The sequence below is a fragment of the Haladaptatus sp. AB643 genome, from assembly GCF_024136975.1.
In the GTDB taxonomy this organism is placed as follows: Archaea; Halobacteriota; Halobacteria; order Halobacteriales; family Haladaptataceae; genus Haladaptatus.
Window position 1 is genome coordinate 212,773 of the sequence record NZ_JAMYJW010000008.1, and the last position, 24,121, is coordinate 236,893.

The following is a 24,121-nucleotide window of genomic DNA, read 5'->3' on the forward strand; positions in this document are numbered from 1 at the left end:
CACCATACACACGATAATCGTTGACGGCATCAACGAACACAGACCATGAACGTCATCAATCCCGCAACCGGCGACCGGATCGAAACGTACGAAGACGACGATATCGGCGATGCGAAAGAAGGACTCGAAACCTCGATGGACGCCTACGAATCGTGGCGGACCCGTCCGCTCCGTGAACGCGAGTTGCTCCTTTCCAACGTCGCGGACATCCTCGGCGAGAACACGGAGAAGTACGCCGAGTTGATGACTCGGGAGATGGGCAAGCCGATTTCGCAGGCCAGAGGGGAAATCGAGAAGTGCGAATGGCTGTGCAACCATTACGCGGAACACGCCGACGCGTACCTCGGGGACGACTACCACCCGAGCCCCGCCGGTTCCGCGGCCAAAACGTCCTACGAACCGCTGGGCGTCGTGCTGGCAGTCATGCCGTGGAACTTCCCGTTCTGGCAGGTGTTCCGGTTCGCGGCCCCGTACCTCACGGCGGGGAACGTCGGTATCCTGAAGCACGCCTCCAACGTGCCGGGGTGTGCGAAGGCAATCGAGGAGATTTTCCGCGACGCGGGCTACCCCGAGGGCGTGTTCCAATCCCTGCTCCTCCCCTCCTCGTCCGTCGAGGACCTGCTGGCCGACGACAGGGTGAAAGCCGCGACCCTCACCGGAAGCGGCCCCGCGGGTCGGGCCATCGCCTCGACGGCCGGTGAACACCTGAAAAAGACCGTCCTCGAACTCGGCGGGAGCGACCCGTTCGTCGTGCTCGACGACGCGGATTTGGACGACGCCGCGGAGACCGGGGCGTGGGCGCGTAACCAGAACAGCGGCCAGTCCTGCATCGCGGCCAAGCGGTTCATCGTTCACGACGACGTCTACGACGAGTTCGTGGACCGACTCGTGGACGAGTTCGACGCGCTGACCGTCGGAGACCCGATGGACGACGACACCGACATCGGCCCGCAGGCGCGCGTGGACCTGATGGAGGAACTTCACGAGCAGGTCGAGGAGAGCGTGGACGCCGGTGCGACGGTGGAAATCGGCGGCGAACCGCTCGACAGGGAAGGCGCGTTCTATCCGCCCACCATTCTCACCGACATCCCCGAAGGCTCTCCCGCCGACACCGAGGAACTGTTCGGCCCCGTCGCCTCGGTGTATCGCGCGACCGACGAGGAGGACGCCATCGAAACGGCGAACGACACCGAGTTCGGACTCGGCGCGAGCATCTGGACGCAGGACCGGGACCGCGGCGACCGCCTCGCCGGTCGAATCAATGCCGGTTGTGTGTACGTCAACCAACTCGTGAAGTCCGACCCTCGCGTCCCGTTCGGCGGCGTGAAGGAGTCCGGATACGGTCGTGAGCTCTCCGAAATCGGCATTCAGGAGTTCGTCAACCGGAAGACGATCTGGGTCGAATAATCGCGCGGACGGTCCGTTTCGGTCGAGGCATCCCGGCAAAAATTTCAATTTCTGTTTATGGCTTCTATGATAATCGTGGACAAATTATTTATAACTGTTTCGCATGGTATCGCGTATGACGTCGAGTCCACCGATAGACGAACTTCATTTCGAAGACGCACCGGACGTCGGAACCGTTCCCGGTCCGAACACCCGGGAACTGTTGGACAAACAGCGCGAGATCGACAGCAGCGCGGTTTCGTATCCGAACGACATCCCCATCGCGTTCGAATCGGGCAAGGGCGCGACGGTTCGGGACGCGGACGGCAACACGTTCATCGACATGTTCGCCGGTATCGGCGTGTTGAACGTCGGGCATTCGAACCCGTACGTGCTCGAAGCGGTCCACGAACAGACGGACAAACTCGTTCACACCGTCGATTTCCCGAGCGAGGCCCGTCTCGAACTCATCGAGAAACTCGACGAAATCGCTCCGGCGGGACTTCAGGGTAACAGCAAGGTGGTCTTCGGCGGACCGACCGGCAGCGACGCCATCGAGGCGGCGATAAAACTCGCCAAGCACAACACGGGCGGCGACGGCCTCATCGCCTTCCGCGGGGCGTACCACGGCGCGACCAGCGGCGCGATGAGCCTCACCGGGAACAAGGGATTCAAAGGCGATTACACGCCGCTCCTCTCGGACGTCGTCCACGCGCCGTATCCCCACCCGTTCGGACAGGACAAGACGCCGCAGGAAGCGGTGGACCACGCGCTCGAAGAGGTCCGAGCGATCCTCGAAGACCCGTACGGCGGGTTGGCGAACCCGGCGGGAATCTTCGTGGAACCGATCCAAGGCGAGGGCGGCGTCATCACGCCACCCGAGGGATTCCTCCGCGGCCTGCGCGAGATCGCGGACGACAACGACGTCGTGCTCGTCTTCGACGAGATCCAGTGCGGTCTCGGCCGCACCGGCCAGTGGTGGGCCAACGAGTGGTACGACGTCACGCCGGACGCGATGACGACGGCCAAAGCGCTTGGCGGCGTCGGCTTCCCGCTCTCGGCGACCATCTATCACGAGGACCTCGACACGTGGGGGCCGGGCGACCACGCGGGCACGTACCGCGGGCACGTCGTGGCCATGCGCGCCGGGACGCGTGCCATCGAATATATCCAGGACCACGACCTGCTGGCGCACGGACGCGACCTCGGCGAGTACATCCGCGGCCGACTGCAGGACGCGGCGACGGAGACCGACGTCATCGGCGAGGTCCGTGGCAAAGGGCTGTTCGTCGGTACCGAGTTCGTGGATGCGAACGGCGACCCGGACAGCGACATCGTGGACGCGATTCAGGACTACTGCTACGAACACGGCGTTCTCGTCTGGAAGGCCGGACGACACGGAAACGTGCTCCGCCTCCTTCCGCCGCTCGTCCTCACCGAGGGACTGGCCGAAACCGCGATGGACGTCATCGTCCAAGCGGTCCAGCACGTGAGCGAGGAACAACAACAGGTCGCCTGAATCGCCGGGACACGTTTTCGGACCCAAATGCACACGTTTTCGAACCCTACCAATGAGCCACACCGACCGAATCGTAACGGAGGATGCACCGCGCAACGACAACCCGTACTCGCAGGGCGTTCGCGCCGGAGAGACTCTGTACGTCTCCGGCTACGGCCCCGTGGACCCGGAAACCGGTGACGACGTCGAGGGCGACGTGGGAACCCAGACGGACCGAGTGCTGGACAACATCGCCGCTGTCGTCGAGGAAGCGGGCGGCGACGGCCTCTCCGACGTGGTCAAGGTGACCGTCTACCTGACGGACCTCGACGACTACGACGCGGTCAACGAGGCGTACGGCGCACGGTTCGCCGACACGCCACCCGCGCGGGTCTGCGTCGAAGTCGCACGGCTTCCGGGCGATGTCGAGGTGGAGATGGACGCCGTCGCGTATCTCGGATAGCCGGTAGCTCAGATAACCGGTATCTCGAATAACCGAGAAAAAATCAGTCGTTCAGTTCTTCGACGCGCTGGTCGCGCTGTTCCGTCGCGGCGTTGACCTTCTCGATGAACGCGCTCATCTGTTCTTTCATCTCCGAGCGCATGGACGTGGCAGAGAACTCCTCGGATTCGGTGAGGAGGCGGATGAACGCCCGGAGTTCCTCGTCGGTTATCTCCTCGAAGTCGCCGAATTCGAGTTTGTCGATCACTTCGTCCACGTCGATTTGCCCCACCGGTTCGACGTTGAAGTCTACCGTAACCATGCGATAGTCCGACCCGGCCAGTTCCTGCTCGGCCTCGTTGACGCCCTGTGCGAGCATGTCCTTGAACGGCGTGTAGTAGCCCATCGTCCCGAGATGGAGGAACGCCAGCATGTCGGTGATGCCCTGCGTGTAGGCGTCCCGCGCGTCATCGTCGGGGTTGAACACCGTTTCGCGGTCCCGCTCTTCGAGGTGTTCGAAGAGGATGGTGAAATCGAGGATCGCGTTGCGAAGGCGGCGGCGGATCCGGTTCCGCTTCTGCTTCTTCGAGTGTTCCGTGTAGTCGGACTTCCGTCCGATCAGGAACTCCCTGTCGCTCGGCGTGAGGATGCCACGGTCCCGGTCCGCGGAGTACGCGAGTTTATCCCGTGACTCCTGCTCGTCCGAACCATCGGTCATAAACGGATTTTGTGTACGACCATGATTAAGGGTTACGGACCACGCCCCGACGTTCGATCGAATCACGCGACTCGAACCGGACTATGGGGCGATTCGGGTCGAAATGATTACTCATCAGTAAGCTTTTTCATCATTTATTTTTCACCCGACCGTGTTACACCATACCAATGATATGTTCTGTTACTGTCGTACACAGTTAACGTTCTCCGTGCAATTTTGTAAACGTATTTTGTAACCGCTAGTAGCGATATCCGTAATATTTATGGGTGTCATCCACGATGGCTAAAAAGTGTGTCATAGCGCACCACGGCCAATGCCACCATACACTACTCATGAGATACAAATCGTGCAACCGGAACGTGTGCAGACCGATGAATCGGCCGCTGAAGACACGGGTTGAGCGACCTGAACTGCCGTCGCCGTCCGTACGAAACGGAGGTGGGATGATATGAGCCAATCCGACGAGCAGGGGGCCGTCTCGGAGTTCCTCGACGAAATCGAACCGACGATTTTCGTGTTCGGTGCCGTTCTCACGCTGATTTTCGTCGTCGCGTTCGTGCTGAATCCGTCCGGCTCATACGATTACGTCCTAGGTATAAAGAACTGGATTCAGCAGTACTTCAACTGGTTCTTCCTCTTGGTGATGTTGGCCTTCGTGCTCTTCCTCGCGTTCCTCATCTTCGGCCCGTGGGGGAAACTCAGGTTGGGTGACGAAGAACCGGAGTACAGCTACCTCTCGTACTTCGCCATGATGTACTCTGCCGGACTCGCGGCGGGAATCGTCTTCTGGGGTCCGGCCGAATCCCTGAGCCACTTCGCGGAAGTTCCACCGTTGTACGACGCGCCACCGAAATCCGCGGCGGCGATGCCCATCGCGGTGGAGTACGCCATCTTCCACTGGAGTCTCACCCAGTGGTCCTGTTTCACGGTGATGGGCCTCGCCATCGGTTACTTCGTGTACAACTACGACGCCCCGCTCCGGGTGTCCGCCGTACTGACGCCGATACTCGGTGCCGACAACGTTGACGGGTACATCGGGAAGACCGTCGACATCCTCGCGGTGTTCGCGACGCTCGGTGGCGTCGCCACGTCGTTGGGATTCGTCGGAAGCCAGTTCATCACGGGCCTCGACTTCCGGTGGGGTATCGCACTCGGTGACGTCGGAACCATCCTCATCATCACCGGGATGACCGTGATTTTCACCGCCTCACTCATTCTCGGGGTCAACAAGGGTATCAGGTGGCTCTCGAACTTCAACATGGTGCTGTTCTTCCTGGTGATGGTCGCCACCCTCATCTTCGGCCCGACGTTGCGCATCCTCGACCTCGGAACGCAAGCGTTCGGTCGGTTCGTCACCGACTTCTTTAGGATGAGTCTCTACACGCAGGCGTCTCAGCCACCAAGCTGGGATAGATGGGTCAACCAGTGGACCGTTTTCTACTGGTTGTGGCCACTCGCGTGGTCGCCGTTCGCGGGGCTGTTCATTGCCCGCATCTCACGCGGCCGGAGCGTCCGTGAGGTCGCGTTCGCCGGAATCGGAGCCACGTCGATGGCCACCGTTCCGTGGTTCATCATCGTTGGCGGGTCCGCGGTCATCTTCCAGAATTCCGGTGTCGCACACATGCTCGGCCCCGTCGACAAGTTCGGCCCGTCCGTCTCGGGATTCGTCCTGTTCAACGCGATACCGACCATCGGCCCGCTCTTGCTCGTCGCCTTCCTGATTTTGGTGACGACGTTCTTCGTCACCTCCGCTGACTCCTCGACGCTGGCAGTGTCGATGATAACGACCGGCGGGAAGGAACACCCCTCGTCCATCAACCGTATCTTCTGGGCTGTGGCGCAGGGTGCGGTCGCCTCCATCCTCATGGTCGTCGGTGGCGTCGAAGCGCTGCAATCCGCCGCCATCATCACCGGCGCACCGTTCGCAATCGTCTGTCTCCTCGCCATGCTCGGGCTCATCAAAACGTTCCAGAAGGAGTCCGGCGGCGTGCTCCTACAGGACCGCACGAAGCTCATCGGCGCGCCGACGACGAGGGAGGAGACGACGGACACACCGGGGGTGGCCGGTCAGGACGACGACTGATCGGTGACGGCCGTCACCGCTTGACGATAACAAGTTTTAATAACGGGATATACGAACATTGTGTATGGATAGGGACACGGCATATCCCGACGCGGCCACACTTCCCGGTCCGAACGCGGAGCGGTGGATCGATTTTCATACCGAACACGCGGCACCGAGCGAGTTCTCACACGAGTTCGTCTGGGACATCACGGGCGAGTCGCACGGCCCGTTCGTCTCCGACGTGGACGGCAACGTGTTGCTCGATTTTACCTGCCACATCGGCGCGGCACCGCTTGGCTACAACAACGAGAAGATTCTCGGCAAACTGCGCGAGTTCTCACTGGTCGAACCGATGAAAATCGCCGGGCAGGACATCTACTTCGGCGATGGCCCGGACCCGAAAACGGCGGAGTTCCCCGCGTCCAGTCACCTCATCGAGAAACTCGTGGACGTTTCCAGCCAATACGGAATGGACACCGTCTTCCTCTCGAACTCCGGGGCCGAGGCCATGGAGAACGCGATGAAGATCACCCACGACCACAACCCGGCCGCGAAGTACGCCTACACGTTCGACGGGAGTTTCCACGGGCGAACGCTCGGCACCCTCTCCATCACCCGCTCGAACGAGGTGTACACGAGACACTACCCCGAAATCGCCGGGGTTCGAACCGTCCCGTTCTGTGATGCACACGACGGTAACGATTCCTGTGACTGTGGCTTCTTCACCGGCAACGGCTCACAGCTACGAAATTCCCTCCAACCCGAAGGCGGCCACGTCAACCCCGACGAGGTCGCGTTCATGGTCATCGAACCGGTTCAGGGCGTCGGTGGGTATCGATTCCCGAGCGTCGATTTCATGGAGGAAGTGGGTGACGTCTGTTCGACGTACGACATTCCGCTGATCGCCGACGAGATACAGTCCGGCGTCGGTCGAACGGGGAAGATGTGGGCCTCGGACCACTACCCCATCGAACCGGACGTCATCGCCAGCGCGAAGGCGCTTCGAACCGGTGCGACCATCTCTCGGTCGGACCTCTTCCCGGCCGAGAAGAACCGTCTGGGTTCGACGTTCGGCGGCGGCGACCTGCTCGCGTCGATGCAGGGCACCTTCACGCTGGAGGCCATCGAGGAGTACGACCTGCTCCGCAACGCGACCGAACGCGGGCGGCAGGCCAAGGAGTTGCTCTGCGACGCCGCACCGACACACGTCGAGGACGTGCGGGGCAAAGGTCTGATGCTCGCCGTCGAGTTCGACACGGCGGAGCGACGCGACGCCGTCGTCCAGGCGGCGCTGGAACGGGGACTCCTCACGCTCGGTTGCGGGAAGAAAACCATCCGCCTGCTTCCGCCGCTGGATTCGACCGAGCGCGAAATCGAACTCGGCATCGGGATTTTGAACGAGGCCATCGCGGCGGTCTGAACGAACGTCCAATTTTTATCCGTCGAGGCTATCGCTGACGACCGCGATTCCGTTCCGGTGATCCAGCGCCATCAACACTGACGAAAGCTGTTCCGGACCGCTCCCCGTCACGCCGATTTTCACCGGCGTCCGGTTCGGTTCGTCCGCGTTCGTTCGACGCGTTCGCTCCAGTTCCTCCAGTTCCGCACCGTGGCTATCGACGGTGTCCGTAAGCGTCTCCAGACCGCTCGGCCAGTCGGCGACCGAGAGGTTCGCTTCCGCGTACCGGCCGAGTTCCATTCGGCCGGTACGCGTGAGTTCGGCGTGCTCGGCGAGGTTCACGTTACCGCCGGAGACGACGACCGCGACGTGTTCGTCCGCCACGTCCACCGCGCCGGAGCACAGCGCCGCGAGCGGCGCTGCGCCCGCGGTTTCGGCCACGGTTTTCGCCCGCTCGGCGAGCAGGGTCACGGCGACGCTCATCTCGCGGTCGGTGACGCTCACCACGTCGTCCACGCGCTCGCGGACGACGGCGAACGTCTTTTCGAGCAAGCGCGTGTCGGCGATTCCCTCCGCGACGGTGTCCACGTCCGGCAGTTCGTGAATCTCGTCGCGTTCGAGCGACGGCTTGGCGTGGAACGCCCCCTCGGGTTGGACGCCGACGACGCGGATGTCCGGGTCGTGTGCCTTGAGAACCGTCGCGATTCCCGAGATAAGTCCGCCGCCGCCGATGGAGACGAGGACGGTGTCCAGTTCCGGGTACTGTTCCAGCAGTTCGAGTCCGACGGTTCCCTGTCCCGCGATTATCGCCTCGTCGTCGAACGGGTGGACGAAGGTCAGGTCCTTCTCGTCGGCGAGCGAGAGCGCATGCTCGTAGGACCGCTCGTAGATGTCACCCTCCACCACGACGTCGGCACCGTACCCCCGCGTCGCTTCTATCTTCGAGGACGGCGTCACCTCGGGGACGACGATGGTCGTGTCGATGTCAAGCAATCCGCCCGCGAAGGCGACGCCCTGTGCGTGGTTGCCCGCGCTCGACGCGATGACGCCGCGCTCGCGCTCGGCCGGGGGGAGTTGCGCCATCGTGTTGTACGCGCCGCGACTCTTGAACGACCCCGTCCGTTGCATGTTCTCCAGTTTGAGTCCGACCGACGCCGCCCCGCTGCGCTCGGCGAACGTCGTCGAACGGTCGAGCGGCGTCCGATGGACCACCTCATCGAGTCGTTCGTCGGCCTCCCGCACGTCGGCGACGGTGACGATGTCGTCGGCCGCCGGTGGCCGGTCGTCCGTCCGCTCCGAGTTCATGGCCCGTCGTCCGCGACGGCGAGTATCGATTCGACCAACACGTCCACGCCGATGGGGAGGCTTCGCTCGTCCACGTCGAACGTCGGCGTGTGATGGCTCGTCGGATGGTCCGTCCCGACGATGAGGTACGTGGCGAGGCCGCCGTCCTCCTGCACGCGCTCCATCAGGAACGTGGCGTCCTCGCTCGCGCCGAAGTCCGCGGACGGGAGCACGGTCTCGACGCCCTCGACGTCCCGTGCAACGTCCGCCACCACCTCGGCGAGTTCCGGGTCGCTATCCGCTCGGGGGGATTTGCTCCGGACGTCGATGTCCACGTCACAGCCGTGCATCTCGGCGGCGGTTTCGAGCGTCCTGTCCAACCGGGACTGCATGTACTCCATGAGTTCGGTCGTCTCGCCGCGCACTTCCGCCTCCACGTGGGCGAAATCGGCGATGACGTTGCTCGACGTTCCGGCCTCCGCCCATCCGAGGTTCACGCGCGTCATCCCGTCCTCGTGGCGCGGAATCGCGTAGGCGTTTTGGATCGCCGTCCCGAGCGCCTGCATCGCGTTGTCGCCGTCTTGGGGCGCTTTCCCGGCGTGAGCGGTCGTTCCCTCGAACGTCACGTCGACGTGAGACATTGCCAGCGGCCGTTCGATTCCGGCGACGACCTCTCCCGTTGGGTGGTCGAGACCGACATGGACGGCGAACAGGTAGTCCAGGTCGTCGGCGAATCGGCTTTCGGCCATCGGGTGACCGCCGCCGGACACCTCCTCGGCGGGTTGGAAGAAGGCGACGAACTTCCCGTCGAAGTCGCTCTCCGCGATGGCTTCGAGGGTGGCGAGCCCCCACGTCATGTGTGCGTCGTGACCGCAGGCGTGCATCGTCCCCTCCCTTTCGGACCTGAATCCGGCGTCGGCGGGCGCGTGGTCGTCCTCCGACGATTCCTCGATGAACAGGCCGTCGATGTCGACGCGGAGGCCGACGACGGGTCCGGAACCTCGGTCGAGAACGGCGACGACGCCTGTGTTTCCCCCGTCGATTTTTTCGAGGAGGTCGGGGTCGGCACCGCGTTCGAGCGCCCGTCCCTGCCATTCCTCAACCTCGTCGGCGTCCGGAACGGCCATTCGCTCGTCGCTGTCGTACACGTCGGTGCCGACGGCGAGTTCGTCGACGCCGATGCCCCGAATCTCCTCGACGAGACGATGCGTCGTGTAGAACTCCCGCCACGCGGGTTCCGGGTACCGGTGGAATGACCGTCGGACGTCCGAAAGTCGATCACGGATTGACTCTGCCATGCGTGGTACTGGCACGCCCACCCACTTAATTGTAAACGCATTCCGTTGACAGCGACTACACAAAAGGACTAATATAGGGTCCCAACAATCGTACGATTATCGATTCGCGTCACTCGACGCGGTGGTTTACCATGAGCGAAAACCCGGATATCGTCGTCCTCCGCGAGGGGACGGAAGGACTCTCGATGGAATCGTACGCCGAAGCGTTGCGTGAACGCCTCCCGGACCGAACGGTCGCGCACGCCACGACGCCGAAGCAGGAACGCGAACTCGTCGCGGACGCGCGGGTCGTCACCGGCATCACTATCGAGCGGGACCTGCTCGCCCGCGCCGACCGACTCGAACTGTTCGCCTGTACCTTCGCGGGAACCGATCACGTTCCCATGGACGCGCTCGCGGACCGCGGCGTCGCGGTGACGAACGCCGGTGGAATTCACGCACCCGGCATCGCCGAGCAGGCCATCGGCAACATGCTCGTCTTCGCCCGTCGACTCCACGAGGGGTGGCGACGAAAGGAGCGCGGCGAATGGCGGCACTTCCAGTCCGGCGAACTCACCGGCAGCACCGTCACCGTCATCGGGTTGGGTTCCATCGGAGGGGAAATCGTCCAACGGCTTCAGGGGTTCGACGTCGAAACCATCGGCGTTCGGTACACGCCTGAGAAGGGCGGCCCGACGGACGAAGTGGTCGGCTTCGACGAGGACGCCATCCACGACGCCCTCTCCCGAAGCGAGTACGTCGTGGTCGCGTGCCCGCTCACCGAGACGACGCGCGGACTCATCGGAAAATCCGAGTTCGCGACGATGTCGCCGGACACCGTTCTCATCAACACCGCCCGCGGCCCAATCGTCGATACCGACGCGCTCGTTTCGGCACTCCGCTCCGAAAAGATCCGCGGGGCGGCTCTCGACGTGACCGATCCGGAACCGCTCCCCGAGGACCACCCGCTGTGGTCCCTCGAAAACTGTCTCATCACGCCGCACACGGGCGGACACACGCCGCTCCATTGGGACCGTCTCGCGGACATCGTCGCGGGGAACGTGGACCGCCTCGAAACCGGCGAAGCGCTCGAAAACGGGGTTCTCGCCCCGGAACCGAACTGAGTTACTTTTCGCTGATTTATTCTTCGCTGATATTTCCGATCACGTCGTGAAGAGCCGACGCGGGAAGTCCGCGAGCACTTCCGCACCGTTCGACGTGACGCGGAACGTCTCGCTCAACTCGACGCCGAAGTCGTCGAACCAGAGGCCGGGGATCATGTGGAAGGTCATGTCTTTTTCCAATATCGTCTCGTCGCCCGGCCGCATGCTGGCGGTGTGTTCGCCCCAGTCCGGCGGGTAGCCGAGGCCCATCGCGTAGGCGATGCGGTCCTCCTTTTCGAGGCCGTACTGCGCGATGGTGTCCCGCCAGACCTTCTCGACAGATTCGCAGGTGACGCCGGGTTCGACGGCGTCGATTGCGGCTTCCAGTCCCTCCACGACCACGTCCGCCCGCCGTTGCATCTCGTCCGGCGGGTCGCCGACGAACGTCGTCCGGGCCAGCGGCGAGTGATAGCGGTGCCGACAGCCCGAGAGTTCGATGATGACGGGGTCGCCGTCCTCGAATTCGCGGTCGGTCCACGTGAGATGGGGCGTTCCGGTGTGGTCGCCCGAAGGCATCAGAGGGACGATGGACGGGTAGTCGCCGCCGAACTCCTCGGTACCGCGGATGAGGCCGTCGTAGATTTCTGCCGCGGCCTCGTACTCGGGAACCCCTTCCTCGATTGCGTCGAGTCCGGCGAGCATCGCCTCCTCGGAGATGCGCGCCGCCTCCCGCATGTAGTCGAGTTCCTGCTCGCTCTTTTTGATTCGAATCCAGTTGACGAGCAGGGTTGCGTCCTCGAAGGTGGCGTCGGGGAGGTTCTTCTGAAGGCGGGTGTAGGATTTCGCGGTGAAGTAGTAGGCGTCCATCTCCAACCCGATGCGGCCGTCCTCGGCGTCGAGGTCCTCGATGACCTCCCCCAAGTGATCCATCGGATGAAGGTCGTACGGGGAGTGAACGTAGTCGTCGCTGTACGGGAGAATGCTCTCCTCGTCGAGCCAGGTGGTCGCACGCGCGCCGTTGGCGTCCATACCGCGGCCCACCCATACGGGTTCGTCGCGTTCCAGCGTGACCACGACGGCCTGATGGACGTAGAACGACCAACCGTCGTATCCCGACAGATAGTTCATGTTCGCGGGGTCGGCTACGACGAGCGCGTCGAGTTCCTCCTCGCGCATCCGCTCTTTCGTTCGTTCCAAACGCGTTTCGTACTCGGTATCGTCGAAGATTGTTCGTGGCATGCTAGCGGCACTCACCAGAACGTTCGTGGAATAGCTGTTTAACTTTTTTGTGTACGCAGAAAACGAATGTTGTGTACAACCGTGCACGTCGTCGACGACTGCGAGCGCCGCGTCCGGTGACGTCATCGTCAACGATCACGACCGCTGATAAGGGACGATTCTTTCTACTCCGCTTCCAGATACTCCCGTATCTCCTCGTCGTCCAACGCGTCCAGCACGCGTTCGGCCCCGTACGTCTCGACGAGGCGGCTCACCCCGCGTCGGGAGCGTTCCTCGACGGCGTCGTCGGGGACGCGCGTCTCGAACGCGCTGTCGATGTACCGCTCGCGCAGTTCCTCGAACCGCTCCTCGTCGATATCCGGGTCGTCCTCGACTTCGTCCTCGTACCATTCGCGCCAGCGGTCGCGGTCGCCCCAGTCGCCCGAGAACTCCGAATTCCGGCGGAGCCAGTCGTAGTGCGGTGCGACGCCGCCGGAGAACCCTTCCTCGTTTCGGAGGTCCTCCAGCAGACATCGCGCGACGTGTGCGCCGTGACCGGCGGCGATGATGGTTTGAACGCTCCGTTGTCCGGCGGGTGCGGCGACGTAGAGGCCGTCGATGGGCGTCCGGCCGTCGGCATCGGCGTATTCCGGATCGAAGTGTTCGTGCTCCTCGCCGTCGTGTTCGTGGCGTTCGAACATCTCGTCGCCGCCGAGCGGTCGGAGGTACTCGCCGTCGTACCACGCGGCCGCGATGACGCGGTCCGCCGTGACGCTACGGCCCTCTTGCGTTTCCACGACGAACGCCGAATCGTCTTCTCCTTGGGTGATGGATTCGACCATGTCCGGAACCAGTTCACACCCCGCCTCCTCGACGTGGGCGTGCATCAACTCGTAGAACGTGTCGATATCGACACCGGCGGGGAACCCGAGGTAGTTCTCCAAGTACGCGCATCGTCGAAGTGCCGCGTTCCCCCGGTCGAAGACGACGGTGTCGAGGCCGTACCGTGCGGCGAACACGCCCGCCGAACTGCCGCCGGGACCGCCGCCGACGGTGACCACGTCGTAGTCGGTCATCGAACTCGCCCCGCGGTGCTGTCCGTCCCGTCGTCCGACCGCGGGACTTCACGCGTATCCTGGTGCGGCGATTGCTTCGTCGTGGCCGAGCGATCTCCGAGTTCCGTCGGATGTCCTACCATGTTTTTAGGCTCGCCTAAAATTTTATAGAGGTTTCGGTCGGACCGTCGGTCGATCGATCCGATATCGGTGCCCCGATCGGTCGGCTATCGTTGTCTTCCGACACCTTCCGCTCGAACGGCAGTCTCTGCCGTAACCAACGCCGTTTTGTCATCGTCACGACGACGGGACAACATACGATGGTACATGCCAGCGTCGTCGGCTGCGGGAACATGGGCGGTGCGCTCGTGAGAGGCTTGTCGAGAAGCGGAAATCACGTCGTCACTGCCTGTGACGTGGACCCGGATGCACTGGAAGCGGTGTCGGAGTACTGTGAGAAAACGACGACGGACCTCGCGGAGGCGACCGAATCGAACGTCGTGTTCGTCGCCCTGAAACCGGATCTCGTGGGCGACATCGTCGCCGAACTCGACCTCTCGTCCGAACAGACACTGGTCTCCATCGCGGCGGGCGTCCCGACGACCGCGCTCGAACCGTTGACCGACGCGACGGTGGTCCGACTCATGCCGAACCTCGCGGCGGAGTCGGGCACCATGGCGGCGGCCATCGCCGGGGACGAAATCCCCGAAACCGTCCACGAACTCCTCGACGACGTCGGCGTGGTCGTCGAAATCGACGAATCGGCGATGGACGTCGCAACCGCGGTCAACGGCAGCGGCCCGGCGTTCGTCTTTTACTTCATCGACGCCATGGCACGGGCGGGAGTGAACGGCGGCCTCAGTCGGCAGGACGCGAGAACGCTCGCCGCACAGACGTTCAAAGGAGCGGCGGAGACGGTGCTCCAGTCCGACGAGAGCGTTCCCGACCTGATAGACGCCGTCTGCTCACCGAAGGGAACGACGATAGAGGGGATGGAAGTACTCCGCGACAGTTCGGTCGAGGGAACCGTCACCGAGTCGGTCGCCGCCGCCGAAAACCGATCCAAGGAGCTGATGGTCGATTATGACGATGAGTGATACCGTCGAACGAAATTCGCTCGAACGGGCACGGCAACGGGCGGCGACGGCCGACCGCGTCGTCGTCAAAGCCGGGACGAACTCGTTGACGGACGACACGTCGAACCTCGACGACGACAAACTCGACAAACTCGTCGACGACGCCGTCGCCCTGCTCGAAAACGGGAGCGAGGTGCTGTTCGTCTCCTCCGGTGCCGTCGGCGCGGGGAAGGGCCGGGTCGGCTACCCGGACGACACCGTCGAGGAGTCACAGGCGCTCTCGACCGTGGGCCAGTCCCACCTCATGCGACGCTACACGGAGAGTTTCGAACGCTACGATCGAAAGGTCGCCCAGATACTGGTGACCCAACACGACCTCGACAATTCGGAACGGTTCACCAACTTCCAGAACACGGTCGAAACGCTGTTGGACTGGGGTATCGTGCCCATCATCAACGAAAACGACGCCGTCGCGACCGAGGAGATACGAATCGGCGACAACGACATGCTGTCGTCGTCCATCGCCATCGGCGTGGATGCGGACCTGCTGGTGACGCTCACGGACGTCGGCGGCGTGTACACGAACAATCCGAAGGAGGACCCCACGGCCGAACGCATCGAAGCGGTCGGTCGCAACTACGCGGAAATCCAGGAACTGGTGGACCGGAGTTCGACCGCCAAGTTCGGCGGCATCCAGACGAAGGTGTCCGGCGCACGGTCGGCGAGCGAACACGGAATCCCGGCGATCATCGCAAAATCCACGAAGGAAGACGTCGTAGACAGAATCATCGACGGAAAACCGGTCGGGACGATTTTCGTCCCGACGGACGACGCGCTCGACGACTGACCACTCTACAAACGATGGCCGAGAAATCCACCGAATCCAAAGTCGAAGAAGCACAGACCGCCGCGCTCGCGCTCGCGCAGCGAACCGACGACGACCGCTCGACGGCGTTGAACGCTATCGCCGACGCCATCCTGGCGAGGGAGGACGAAATCCTCGACGCCAACGAGCGGGACGTCCGCGAGGCGGAGGAGCGTCTCGCCGCGGGGGAGTACAGCCGAGCCCTCGTCGACAGACTCGAACTCTCGCCGTCGAAACTCGAAAGCATCGCGGAGATGGTTCGGAGCGTCGCGACGCAGGACGACCCGCTCGGGAAGACGCTCACGGCGCGAGAACTCGACGAAGGACTCGAACTGTACAAGCGCACCGTTCCCATCGGTGTCGTCGGGACCATCTTCGAATCGCGACCCGACGCCCTCGTCCAAATCGCCGCGCTCAGCCTCAAGTCCGGGAACGCGGTGATACTGAAGGGCGGCAGCGAGGCGAGTCACTCGAACAGGGTCCTCTTCGAAATCATTCGGGAGGCTACCGACGAGATGCCCGACGGCTGGGCACAACTCATCGAGGCACGGGCGGACGTCGATACGTTGCTCGGCATGGACGATTCCATCGACCTCCTCATGCCACGGGGCAGTTCGGCGTTCGTGGAGTACATTCAGGACAACACGAGCATCGCCGTTTTGGGACATACGGAGGGAATCTGCCACGTCTACGTGGACGACGAGGCCGACCTCGGGATGGCGACGGAAGTCGCCTACGACGCGAAAGTGCAGTATCCGGCGGTGTGCAACGCCGTGGAGACCCTGCTGGTCCACGAGGACGTGGTCGCCGAGTTCCTGCCGGTGATCGCCGAACGATACGAGGAAGCGGGCGTCGAGTTGCGCGGCGACGAAGCGTCACGCGACATCGTCGCCATGGAGGCGGCGAGCGAGGACGACTGGGCCACCGAGTACGGTGATCTGATCCTCTCGGTGAAGGTCGTCGAGTCGCTCGATGCCGCCATCGACCACATCAACGCGTACAGTTCGAAACACACGGAATCCATCGTCACCGAGAACGGGGACCGCGCGAGCACGTTCATGCGGAGCCTCGACTCGGCGAGCGTGTTCCACAACGCTTCAACCCGGTTCGCCGACGGGTTCCGTTACGGACTCGGCGCGGAAGTCGGCATCAGCACAGGGAAGATTCACGCACGCGGACCCGTCGGCCTCGAAGGCCTGACGACCTATCAGTACTTCCTCGAAGGCGACGGACAGGTCGTGGGGACCTACGCCGGGGAGGACGCCAAACCGTTCGTCCACGAGGAGTTCGACGGAGAGTGGACCCCCGGTTCGCTATCCGACCGATAGGATTCGAAAACGTATCGTGCCGCTGTCTTCACTACTTTCTCCGACGTTCGGTAACTAACGATACTTGACCGATGAACGATACTCACCCCATGAGCGACATTTTACTACCCGAAGTTTAATTCAATTTTTCCGGTATTATATTTTCGATCTAATAACGTATTTCTTGTAGCGGTCGCAATTCGAGGTGGGGAAAGTAATGACTGATAATGACACAGGGTGCGGCAAGCGACGGAACTTCCTCCGAGCGGTCGGCGCGCTCGGTATCGCCGCCGTCGGCGGGACGGCGTCGGCGAACGAAAGGGCGGGAAAGCACGATGACCGTTGGTGTGGGGGTGGACTCCGCGCTATCGCTCGTCACCACTATCGATTCTTCGAGGCGTTCACTTCGGACCTCGGACTTCCCGACGACACCGTGGAGGAGACGGGCGAGGGGATTCGGCGGTCGAACCGAACGTCCCCGTCGAACATCGCGATGTACGTCGTCAGCACGGTCGGTGCCGCCGAACTCGGGGTGCTCTCGGAACGGGAAGCGAGGGGGCGCGTGGACGCCGTCGTCTCCACGTTGGAATCAGTGGAGACGTGGAACGGCCTCTTCCTCCGGTGGTACGACATCCGGACCGGGCGGCCGTGGATGGAGACCCACGACGGGACGAAGTACGTCTCGACGGTGGATAACGGCCACCTGACCGCCGCACTGACCATCGTCGGCCAAGCGTACGGAGGCGAACTCGGGCGGCGAGCGCGACGCCTCGTCCGGGCGCAGGACTACTCTCCGTTTCATCACCCGGACAACGGACGACTGATCGGCGGATACGATTACGAGAACGGACTCGACGACTGGACGTACGGGATGATAAACAGCGAACCCCGAGTCGCGAGTTACTGCGCCATCGGGATGGGCGACATCCCGAAGACGCACTGGTGGCGACCCCGCCGGACGTACACGCCGGACGCCGACTGGACACAACAGCGTTCGAGCGGCGAGTGGAGCACGTACGACAGCGTCGACGTTTTCGAAGGGCACTACGAGTACGATGGAACGAAGTTCGTCCCCAGTTGGGGCGGCGCGCAGTTCGAGGCGCTGATGCCCTCCCTGTTCATCAAAGAGCGGGAACTCGGCCCCCGCGGGTTCGGACTGAACAACGAACGCTGGGTGCAGGTCCAGAGAGACTTCGCGGATGCACAGAATTGGCCCGTCTGGGGTCTCTCCCCGTGCGGAACGCCCGACGGCTACGGGTCGTTCGGCGTCCCCCAACAGGGAGCGTGGAAGGATCACTACGCGCCCGGTCCCATCGTGACGCCCCACGCGACGTTCCTCGCCCTCGACTACGCGCCCCACGCCGCCCACGAGAACGTCCGCCGTCTTCGACGGATGGGAATCGACGGAACGTACGGGTTCTACGACTCGGTCAACGTCGAAACCGGCGAACTGACGAAGAAGTACTACGCGCTCGATCAGGGCATGTCGATCGCCTCGATCGCCAACCACCTCACCGACGGCGTCCTCAGGGAGTACTTCCACGAGAGCGACGTCGGACGACGTCCGGAGGACCTCCTCGAACGAGAGGAGTTCTCCATCTGAGCACGTCTACGACGGGCGTCTCCCGGTTCGCCCGCCGACTTACCTTCCATTAATAAAAAGAAACAAGTTATCTCCTGACAATCGTTCTGTATGCGGCTACAAAACGAAACAGTGTTCATTACCGGTGCGGGTCAGGGCATCGGCGAGGCGACTGCCAAGCGGTGTGCCGAGGAAGGTGCGTTCGTGGTCTGTACCGACGTGAACGAGGAGACGGGGTCGGAAACCGTCGCGGACATCGAGGACGCCGGTGGCGAAGCGGAGTTCCTCGAACTCGACGTGACGGACGCCGACGCGTTCACGAACACCGTCGATGCAGTCGTCTCGGAACGGGGACTGGACGTTCTGGTCAACAACGCCGGTGTCGGCCATCCCCCCGCGTACGCGGAGGACGTGGACGATTCCGTTTTCGAGGGCGTCTTCGACGTCAACGTCCGCGGCGTCTGGAACGGTTGTCAGGCCGCGCTTCCGCACCTCAAAGAACAGGGGTCGGGCAACGTCGTCAACGTCGGGTCGTTGGCGTCGTTCTACGGCCTGCCGATGCAGTCGGTGTACTCGTTGACGAAGGGTGCCGTCCTCAACTTCACCCGTGCGGTCGCCGCCGAAGCGGGCCGCGACGGCGTTCGCGCGAACGCCGTCCTCCCGGCGTTCACGAACACCGAACTCGGAAACCAGTTCTTCGAGACGCGCTCGGACCCCGAGAAGGCGAAGGAACTCATGCTGAAACGCTACCCGCTCGGCCGATTGGCGGAACCCGAAGAGGTCGCCGATGCGATCCTGTTCCTCGCCAGCGACGAAGCGTCGTTCGTGACCGGTCACGGACTCGTCGTGGACGGCGGGTTCTCGGTGCAGTGAACGGGGATCCGGTGAAATAGGTTCGTTTCGCTCGGAACTATCTCCGTCTACGACGGGATCACGGACGTATCGGAACACGACTTTCCCGTATCAGCGTTTTCTCCGACTCCCGACTTTGAACATCGCTCACCCCTTCAGTCCCCGATCCCGTGTCCGATTTCCGACGTGAGAAACCGGCGACATACACATACGTTCTTATGTTCCCGCCGTCTCGAAACGAACAAATGGAGATACCTGACGAGTTGCTCTGCGTTTTCAGTGCACAAATCGAAGAACGAAACGGCGCGTATCATCTCACGCTTCCAGAGCGGGAACTGGATAACGGCGTCTTGGACGATGACGAAACGTATCGTGTCGCATTGCTCGGGTCCGATTCGGAGCGCACGAAAACGGCCACAGCGACGACGAACCCGCAGGAGTCGACCCCCGAACCAACCGAGAACCACCAACACACCTCGCCGCCGGTCGAAGTCGGGGACCGTCGAACCGTCGAAATCGAAGGCATCGGTGAGAAGGGCGATGGCATCGCTCGGGTCGAACGCGGCTACGTCATCATCGTTCCCGACACGGAGAAACGTGACCGGGTGACGATCGAGATCACCAAAGTGAGCGAGAACGTCGCATTCAGCGAAGTCGTCGAGCGGAAGCAGTACTACGAGTAGCTTCTTCGACTCGCTTTCGGATGCCGAAAGTTCTGCTTCAATGATCTTTTTTATAGGTATGTATTGTACACCATCGTTTATTGGGTAAAAATATTCTGGACATTCCATGAGCAACTGCCTATCTGACGTGAAAACGAAAACGTCCCCACAGAAATATCGGCATAACCATTCATTTTGTAAACCTTTATATCCCCTGTCTACTCCTATGGGGATGCTACCCATAATCATGGAAAAAGATAGCATGACGGATTCTCGATCGATTCCGGACAAAATAAAGCGGCGGCGTCTCCTACAGGGAGTCGGAGCAGTCGGTATCGCCTCGCTTGCCGGTTGTACCGGTGGCTCGAACGACGACTCGTCTGGCGGTGATGGTGATGGTGGTGGCGGTGACAACACCAGCGATGGCGGAAGCGGATCTCAGTCGGGGAACAAAAACAGCAAGCTGACTCTCTCATTAGTGAAAAGCCCGCTGGAATTCGACCCCATCGTTCTCAACGACGTTCCCTCGGCGGAGGTGTCGGACCGCATCTTCGAGGGATTGTACACGTACGACGCCGGAATCAACCAGGTTCCACAGTTGGCGACCGACAAGCCGGAGGTCAAGAACGACGGGAAGACGTACGTCGTGAAGCTCAATACGGACGCCAAATTCCAGAACGGCGACCCCGTCACGGCCGAGGACGTGAAGTACTCCTTCGAGGCACCCGTCAAGGAGGAGACGGAGAACGCGGCGGAACTCAACATGATCGATTCCGTGAAGGCTGTCGACGACCACACGGTTCAGTTCGATCTGAAGTATCCGTACGGTCCGTTCATGAACACCCTGACGTGGTCCATCGTCCCCAAGAAGGTCAGGGAGAAGAGCAAAAAAGATTTCAACAAGAAGATGCCCGTCGGCTCCGGACCGTTCAAGTTCGATAGCTGGCAGGAAGGGAAATCCGTCAAGATCTCCCGGTGGGACGACTACTGGGGCGATCTCACCCCGAACCTCGCAAAGGTTCACTACACACCGATCGAGGAGCCGACGACGCGCTTGACGAGCCTTCAAACGGGCGAGAGCGACGTCATCGAGGAAATCCCGCCGAAGCTCTGGCAGCAGGTCAAGAGCATGGGCGATTCGTCCATCGTGGCGACCAAGGCGTTGGGATACTACTACCTCGCCTTCAACTGTAAGAAGGGGCCGACGACCAACCCCAAAGTTCGGGAAGCCATCGACTACTGTTTCGACATGGATCAGGCCATCTCGAACTTCGTCGAGCCGACCGGCGTGCGCCAGTACAGTCCGCTGCCGGAACAGATCACGAAGAAGTGGGACTTCCCGCTCGACAAGTGGAAGAAGATCTCCCACGGCAAGGACATCGACAAGGCGAAACAGCTGTTCGACGACGCGGACGAAGTTCCGAACAATTGGACCGCCAAGATCATCGTTCCCCCGGACGACAAGCGCGAACAGCTCGGTATCACGGTCGCGAACGGGATGAAACAGGCCGGGTACAACGCCAAAGTCCAGCGTCTCGATTGGGGTGCGTTCCTCGACAAGTACGTCTCGGGCGACCCGAACGACTGCAACATGTACACGCTGGGATGGTCCGGCGGACCTGACCCGGACGACTTCCTCTACTACTTCTTCACGGAGGACGCCCACGGATCGACCGACGGGACCTACTACAACAAGGTCAGCGACAAAATCGTCAACGCGCGAAAGTCCGCGGACCACGCCGAACGGAAGAAACTCTACTCCGAGGCCATCACCACGCTGCTGGAGGACCGAGCACACATTCCGGCGTACAACCTGAAGAACAGCTTCGGGATGAAAAACGACGTGCACGGATTCAAAGCACACCCGGTGTTGAGCTTCGTCCTCGCGACGCAGTACACCAACGTGTCCGTCGGGTCGCAATAACGCGACATCCCTTTCGATACGATTCAACGACAATATACATGGGAATCCTCCGTTACACAATTCGACGCTTATTACAGGCTATTCCGGTGCTTCTCGGTATCGTGACGATCACGTTCCTGCTGACCAACGCGATTCCGGGGGACCCGGTCAAAATCATGCTCGGACCGTCACCGAGCGCCGAGATGGTAAACCAGATACGCGCGCAGTACGGACTGAACCAGCCGCTTCCGGTGCGATACGTACACTATCTCACTTCCGTCGCACAGGGCAACCTCGGCGAGAGCATCTACTACCGAGGCGTCCCCGTGACGACGAAGATCATGCAGCGGCTTCCGGTGACGCTCCTGCTCATGCTGGCGAGTTTCACCTTCGCGCTGGTCGTGGCGATTCCGCTCGGCATCATCTCCGCGAATCGACGCAACCAACCGACCGATCACGCCACGCGTATCGCCGCACTCATCGGCGTCAGCACGCCTGACTTCTGGATCGGGCTAATGCTCATCATCGTCTTCGCCTACTATCTGAAATGGTTACCTGCGACGGGTCTCGTCCTTCCATGGGCGAACCCGAGTTCGGTCGAACACGCGTCCTCACGTCTGGACGTGCTCTGGCAGACGTGCACTCATCTGTTGCTCCCGGCGATAACGCTCGGCACGCTCCAGATGGCCGCAGTCATGCGTATCGAGCGCTCCTCGATGCTCGAAGTGCTCCAACAGGAGTACGTGAAACTGGCGCGCGCCTACGGTGTCGCGGAACGAAAGATCGTCCGGAAACACGCGTTTCGGAACGCCCAACTGCCGGTCATTACGGTCGTCGGGCTACAGCTTACCTCCGCGCTCGGCGGGGCGGTGCTGACCGAGACGGTGTTCAACATCAACGGAATGGGACGGCTCATCATTACGGCGGTCAACAATCAGGATTATCCGCTGATCATGGGGACGACGATCTTCTTCGGCCTGACGTTCGTCGTCGGTGTCGTTCTCACCGACATCTCCTACGCGTACATCGACCCACGAGTGAGTTACGACGAGGTGGACTGACATGGCAACTGGAGAAACAAGCACGGAAAACATCCGCACAACACAGCGAACCGAGGAGCAAGAGAGCGAGACGAAAGTCGAGGCCCGCGTCGGATGGCGTTACACGGTCGAACAGGTCCGACGGGACACCACTGCGAGGATCGGCCTCTACATCATCGGGTTCATCCTGTTTCTCGCGGCGTTCGCGTGGATCGACGCGAAGCTGTTCAACTACGCTATCGTGAGCAGCTTCTGGCACAACCCGCTCAACGACCCGACGAGCGCCAAGATTCTGCGTCCCCCGATGGGAACGAGCAACGTCTTCGGGAAGGGGCTGGCACAGTACCCGCTCGGGACGGACCACCGCGGACGGGACATCCTCGTTCGACTCGTCTACGGTTCGCGCATCGCCATGCAGGTCGGCATCATCTCGACCGGTTTCGGACTCATCTGCGGGACGATACTCGGCGCGGTCGCAGGCTACCACGGCGGATGGATCGACGACGTACTGATGCGGCTGGCTGAAACGCTGTACGCGATTCCGTTCCTCGTGTTGGTCATCGCGTTCATGGCCGCGTTCGGCCGCGACCTGACCTTCGCGATGATCGGCGTGGGCATCACCACGATACCCGTCTTCGCCCGCCTGATCCGTTCGCGGGTCGTGAGTGTGCGCGAGGAGGAGTACATCGAAGCGGCCAAGGCGGCGGGGGTGCGTGATCGGAACATCATCCTGCGCCACGTCATCCCGAACAGCTTCGCACCCGTACTCGTGCAGGCGACCCTACAGGTCGGCATCAGCATCCTCATCGTCGCCGGTCTCTCGTTCCTCGGGTTCGGGGCACAGCCACCGACGCCCTCGTGGGGCCAGATGTTGAGCCAATCCCGGGGCTACATGCTACCCGACCCGTGGTTCAGCCTCTGGCCGGGACTGGCCATCCTCGCCACCGTGATGGGGTTCAACTTGCTCGGCGACGGCCTGCGAGACGCGCTCGATCCGCGAATCAACAATTGATATACGATATATGACAGAAACACTGCTACAAGTCGATAATCTGAAGACACAGTTCTTCACCGAAGAGGGCGTCGTCCGTGCGGTGGACGGCATCTCCTTCGACGTGAAAAAGGGGGAAATCGTCGGTCTCGTAGGCGAATCCGGGGCCGGGAAGAGCGTCGCCGCTCAGAGCATCCTTCGCCTGGTAGATTCGCCGGGCGAAATCGTCGGCGGCGAGGTCCGCTTCCGGGACGAACTGCTGTTCGGCGTCGAAGAAGGCCCGGACGGGGAGATGCGGGAACGCGAGGAGATGCTGTCGAACGAGGAGATGCGAAAGCAGATCCGCGGCACCGAAATCGCCATCATCTTCCAGGACCCGATGGAGAGCCTGAATCCCG

General features: G+C 62.0%; 22 protein-coding genes. 16 read left to right on the plus strand and 6 right to left on the minus strand.

The window, feature by feature from the left end; translation table 11 throughout:
- Positions 1–45: 45 nt before the first annotated feature.
- The 3 genes from NKF25_RS16595 to NKF25_RS16605 all read left to right on the plus strand — a co-directional run bounded on the left by NKF25_RS16595 (position 46) and on the right by NKF25_RS16605 (position 3,347).
- Positions 46–1,407 carry an NAD-dependent succinate-semialdehyde dehydrogenase gene (locus NKF25_RS16595; protein WP_253227769.1) on the plus strand — a complete coding sequence of 454 codons (1,362 nt, stop codon included), beginning with the start codon at positions 46–48 and terminating at the stop codon, positions 1,405–1,407.
- A gap of 115 nt (positions 1,408–1,522) precedes the next feature.
- A complete protein-coding gene (locus tag NKF25_RS16600) occupies positions 1,523–2,905 on the plus strand; it encodes an aspartate aminotransferase family protein (protein ID WP_253227770.1) in 1,383 nt (460 codons plus the stop codon).
- Positions 2,906–2,957: 52 nt separating this feature from the next.
- Positions 2,958–3,347, plus strand: a complete 390-nt coding sequence (locus tag NKF25_RS16605) for a Rid family detoxifying hydrolase (protein WP_253227771.1) — start codon at positions 2,958–2,960, stop codon at positions 3,345–3,347.
- Between the two features lie 43 nt (positions 3,348–3,390).
- On the opposite strand, the gene NKF25_RS16610 is transcribed toward NKF25_RS16605, so the two are convergent.
- Positions 3,391–4,044 carry a hypothetical protein gene (locus tag NKF25_RS16610; protein ID WP_253227772.1) on the minus strand — a complete coding sequence of 218 codons (654 nt, stop codon included), beginning with the start codon at positions 4,042–4,044 and terminating at the stop codon, positions 3,391–3,393.
- Positions 4,045–4,492: 448 nt separating this feature from the next.
- On the opposite strand from NKF25_RS16610, the gene NKF25_RS16615 reads away from it, so the two are divergent.
- Positions 4,493–6,127, plus strand: a complete 1,635-nt coding sequence (locus tag NKF25_RS16615; RefSeq protein WP_253227773.1) for a BCCT family transporter — start codon at positions 4,493–4,495, stop codon at positions 6,125–6,127.
- Positions 6,128–6,191: 64 nt separating this feature from the next.
- Positions 6,192–7,529: an aminotransferase class III-fold pyridoxal phosphate-dependent enzyme gene (locus NKF25_RS16620; protein WP_253227774.1), complete on the plus strand. Its 1,338-nt coding sequence runs from the start codon at positions 6,192–6,194 to the stop codon at positions 7,527–7,529.
- Positions 7,530–7,544: 15 nt separating this feature from the next.
- On the opposite strand, the gene ilvA is transcribed toward NKF25_RS16620, so the two are convergent.
- Both ilvA and NKF25_RS16630 read right to left on the minus strand, forming a co-directional pair.
- Positions 7,545–8,813: a threonine ammonia-lyase gene (gene ilvA / locus NKF25_RS16625; RefSeq protein WP_253227775.1), complete on the minus strand. Its 1,269-nt coding sequence runs from the start codon at positions 8,811–8,813 to the stop codon at positions 7,545–7,547.
- Positions 8,810–10,090: an amidohydrolase gene (locus tag NKF25_RS16630; RefSeq protein WP_253227776.1), complete on the minus strand. Its 1,281-nt coding sequence runs from the start codon at positions 10,088–10,090 to the stop codon at positions 8,810–8,812. Before NKF25_RS16630 ends, ilvA begins: the two co-directional genes overlap by 4 nt.
- Positions 10,091–10,221: 131 nt before the next feature.
- On the opposite strand from NKF25_RS16630, the gene NKF25_RS16635 reads away from it, so the two are divergent.
- Entirely contained in the window at positions 10,222–11,193 is a 972-nt protein-coding gene (locus NKF25_RS16635) for a D-2-hydroxyacid dehydrogenase (RefSeq protein WP_253227777.1), read from the plus strand.
- A gap of 39 nt (positions 11,194–11,232) precedes the next feature.
- On the opposite strand, the gene NKF25_RS16640 is transcribed toward NKF25_RS16635, so the two are convergent.
- From NKF25_RS16640 to NKF25_RS24260, 3 genes are all read right to left on the minus strand, one after another.
- Positions 11,233–12,411 (minus strand): M24 family metallopeptidase, encoded by a 1,179-nt coding sequence (locus NKF25_RS16640; protein ID WP_253227778.1) that lies wholly within the window; start codon positions 12,409–12,411, stop codon positions 11,233–11,235.
- Positions 12,412–12,575: 164 nt separating this feature from the next.
- Positions 12,576–13,466 (minus strand): FAD-dependent oxidoreductase, encoded by an 891-nt coding sequence (locus NKF25_RS16645; protein ID WP_253227779.1) that lies wholly within the window; start codon positions 13,464–13,466, stop codon positions 12,576–12,578.
- A complete protein-coding gene (locus NKF25_RS24260; RefSeq protein ID WP_256487635.1) occupies positions 13,463–13,588 on the minus strand; it encodes a hypothetical protein in 126 nt (41 codons plus the stop codon). Before NKF25_RS24260 ends, NKF25_RS16645 begins: the two co-directional genes overlap by 4 nt.
- A 177-nt stretch (positions 13,589–13,765) precedes the next feature.
- On the opposite strand from NKF25_RS24260, the gene proC reads away from it, so the two are divergent.
- From proC to NKF25_RS16695, 10 genes are all read left to right on the plus strand, one after another.
- On the plus strand, positions 13,766–14,542 hold the full coding sequence (proC, locus tag NKF25_RS16650) for a pyrroline-5-carboxylate reductase (protein WP_253227780.1): 777 nt from the start codon (positions 13,766–13,768) through the stop codon (positions 14,540–14,542).
- A complete protein-coding gene (proB, locus tag NKF25_RS16655) occupies positions 14,535–15,368 on the plus strand; it encodes a glutamate 5-kinase (protein ID WP_253227781.1) in 834 nt (277 codons plus the stop codon). The genes proC and proB overlap by 8 nt, the downstream gene beginning before the upstream one ends.
- 14 nt (positions 15,369–15,382) lie before the next feature.
- A complete protein-coding gene (locus NKF25_RS16660; protein ID WP_253227782.1) occupies positions 15,383–16,714 on the plus strand; it encodes a glutamate-5-semialdehyde dehydrogenase in 1,332 nt (443 codons plus the stop codon).
- 196 nt (positions 16,715–16,910) lie between these two features.
- Positions 16,911–18,296, plus strand: a complete 1,386-nt coding sequence (locus NKF25_RS16665; protein ID WP_253227783.1) for a glucoamylase family protein — start codon at positions 16,911–16,913, stop codon at positions 18,294–18,296.
- 90 nt (positions 18,297–18,386) lie between these two features.
- Positions 18,387–19,148 (plus strand): SDR family oxidoreductase, encoded by a 762-nt coding sequence (locus NKF25_RS16670; protein ID WP_253227784.1) that lies wholly within the window; start codon positions 18,387–18,389, stop codon positions 19,146–19,148.
- Between the two features lie 224 nt (positions 19,149–19,372).
- Positions 19,373–19,810 carry a TRAM domain-containing protein gene (locus NKF25_RS16675; RefSeq protein ID WP_253227785.1) on the plus strand — a complete coding sequence of 146 codons (438 nt, stop codon included), beginning with the start codon at positions 19,373–19,375 and terminating at the stop codon, positions 19,808–19,810.
- Between the two features lie 241 nt (positions 19,811–20,051).
- Positions 20,052–21,713, plus strand: a complete 1,662-nt coding sequence (locus tag NKF25_RS16680; protein WP_253227786.1) for an ABC transporter substrate-binding protein — start codon at positions 20,052–20,054, stop codon at positions 21,711–21,713.
- Positions 21,714–21,751: 38 nt separating this feature from the next.
- Complete coding sequence (locus NKF25_RS16685) at positions 21,752–22,753, plus strand: ABC transporter permease (RefSeq protein ID WP_253227787.1); 1,002 nt, start codon at positions 21,752–21,754, stop codon at positions 22,751–22,753.
- Position 22,754: 1 nt separating this feature from the next.
- Positions 22,755–23,744 (plus strand): ABC transporter permease, encoded by a 990-nt coding sequence (locus tag NKF25_RS16690; RefSeq protein ID WP_253227788.1) that lies wholly within the window; start codon positions 22,755–22,757, stop codon positions 23,742–23,744.
- Between the two features lie 10 nt (positions 23,745–23,754).
- Positions 23,755–24,121: ATP-binding cassette domain-containing protein (locus NKF25_RS16695; protein WP_253227789.1), on the plus strand; the 367-nt coding region annotated here is incomplete at its 3' end.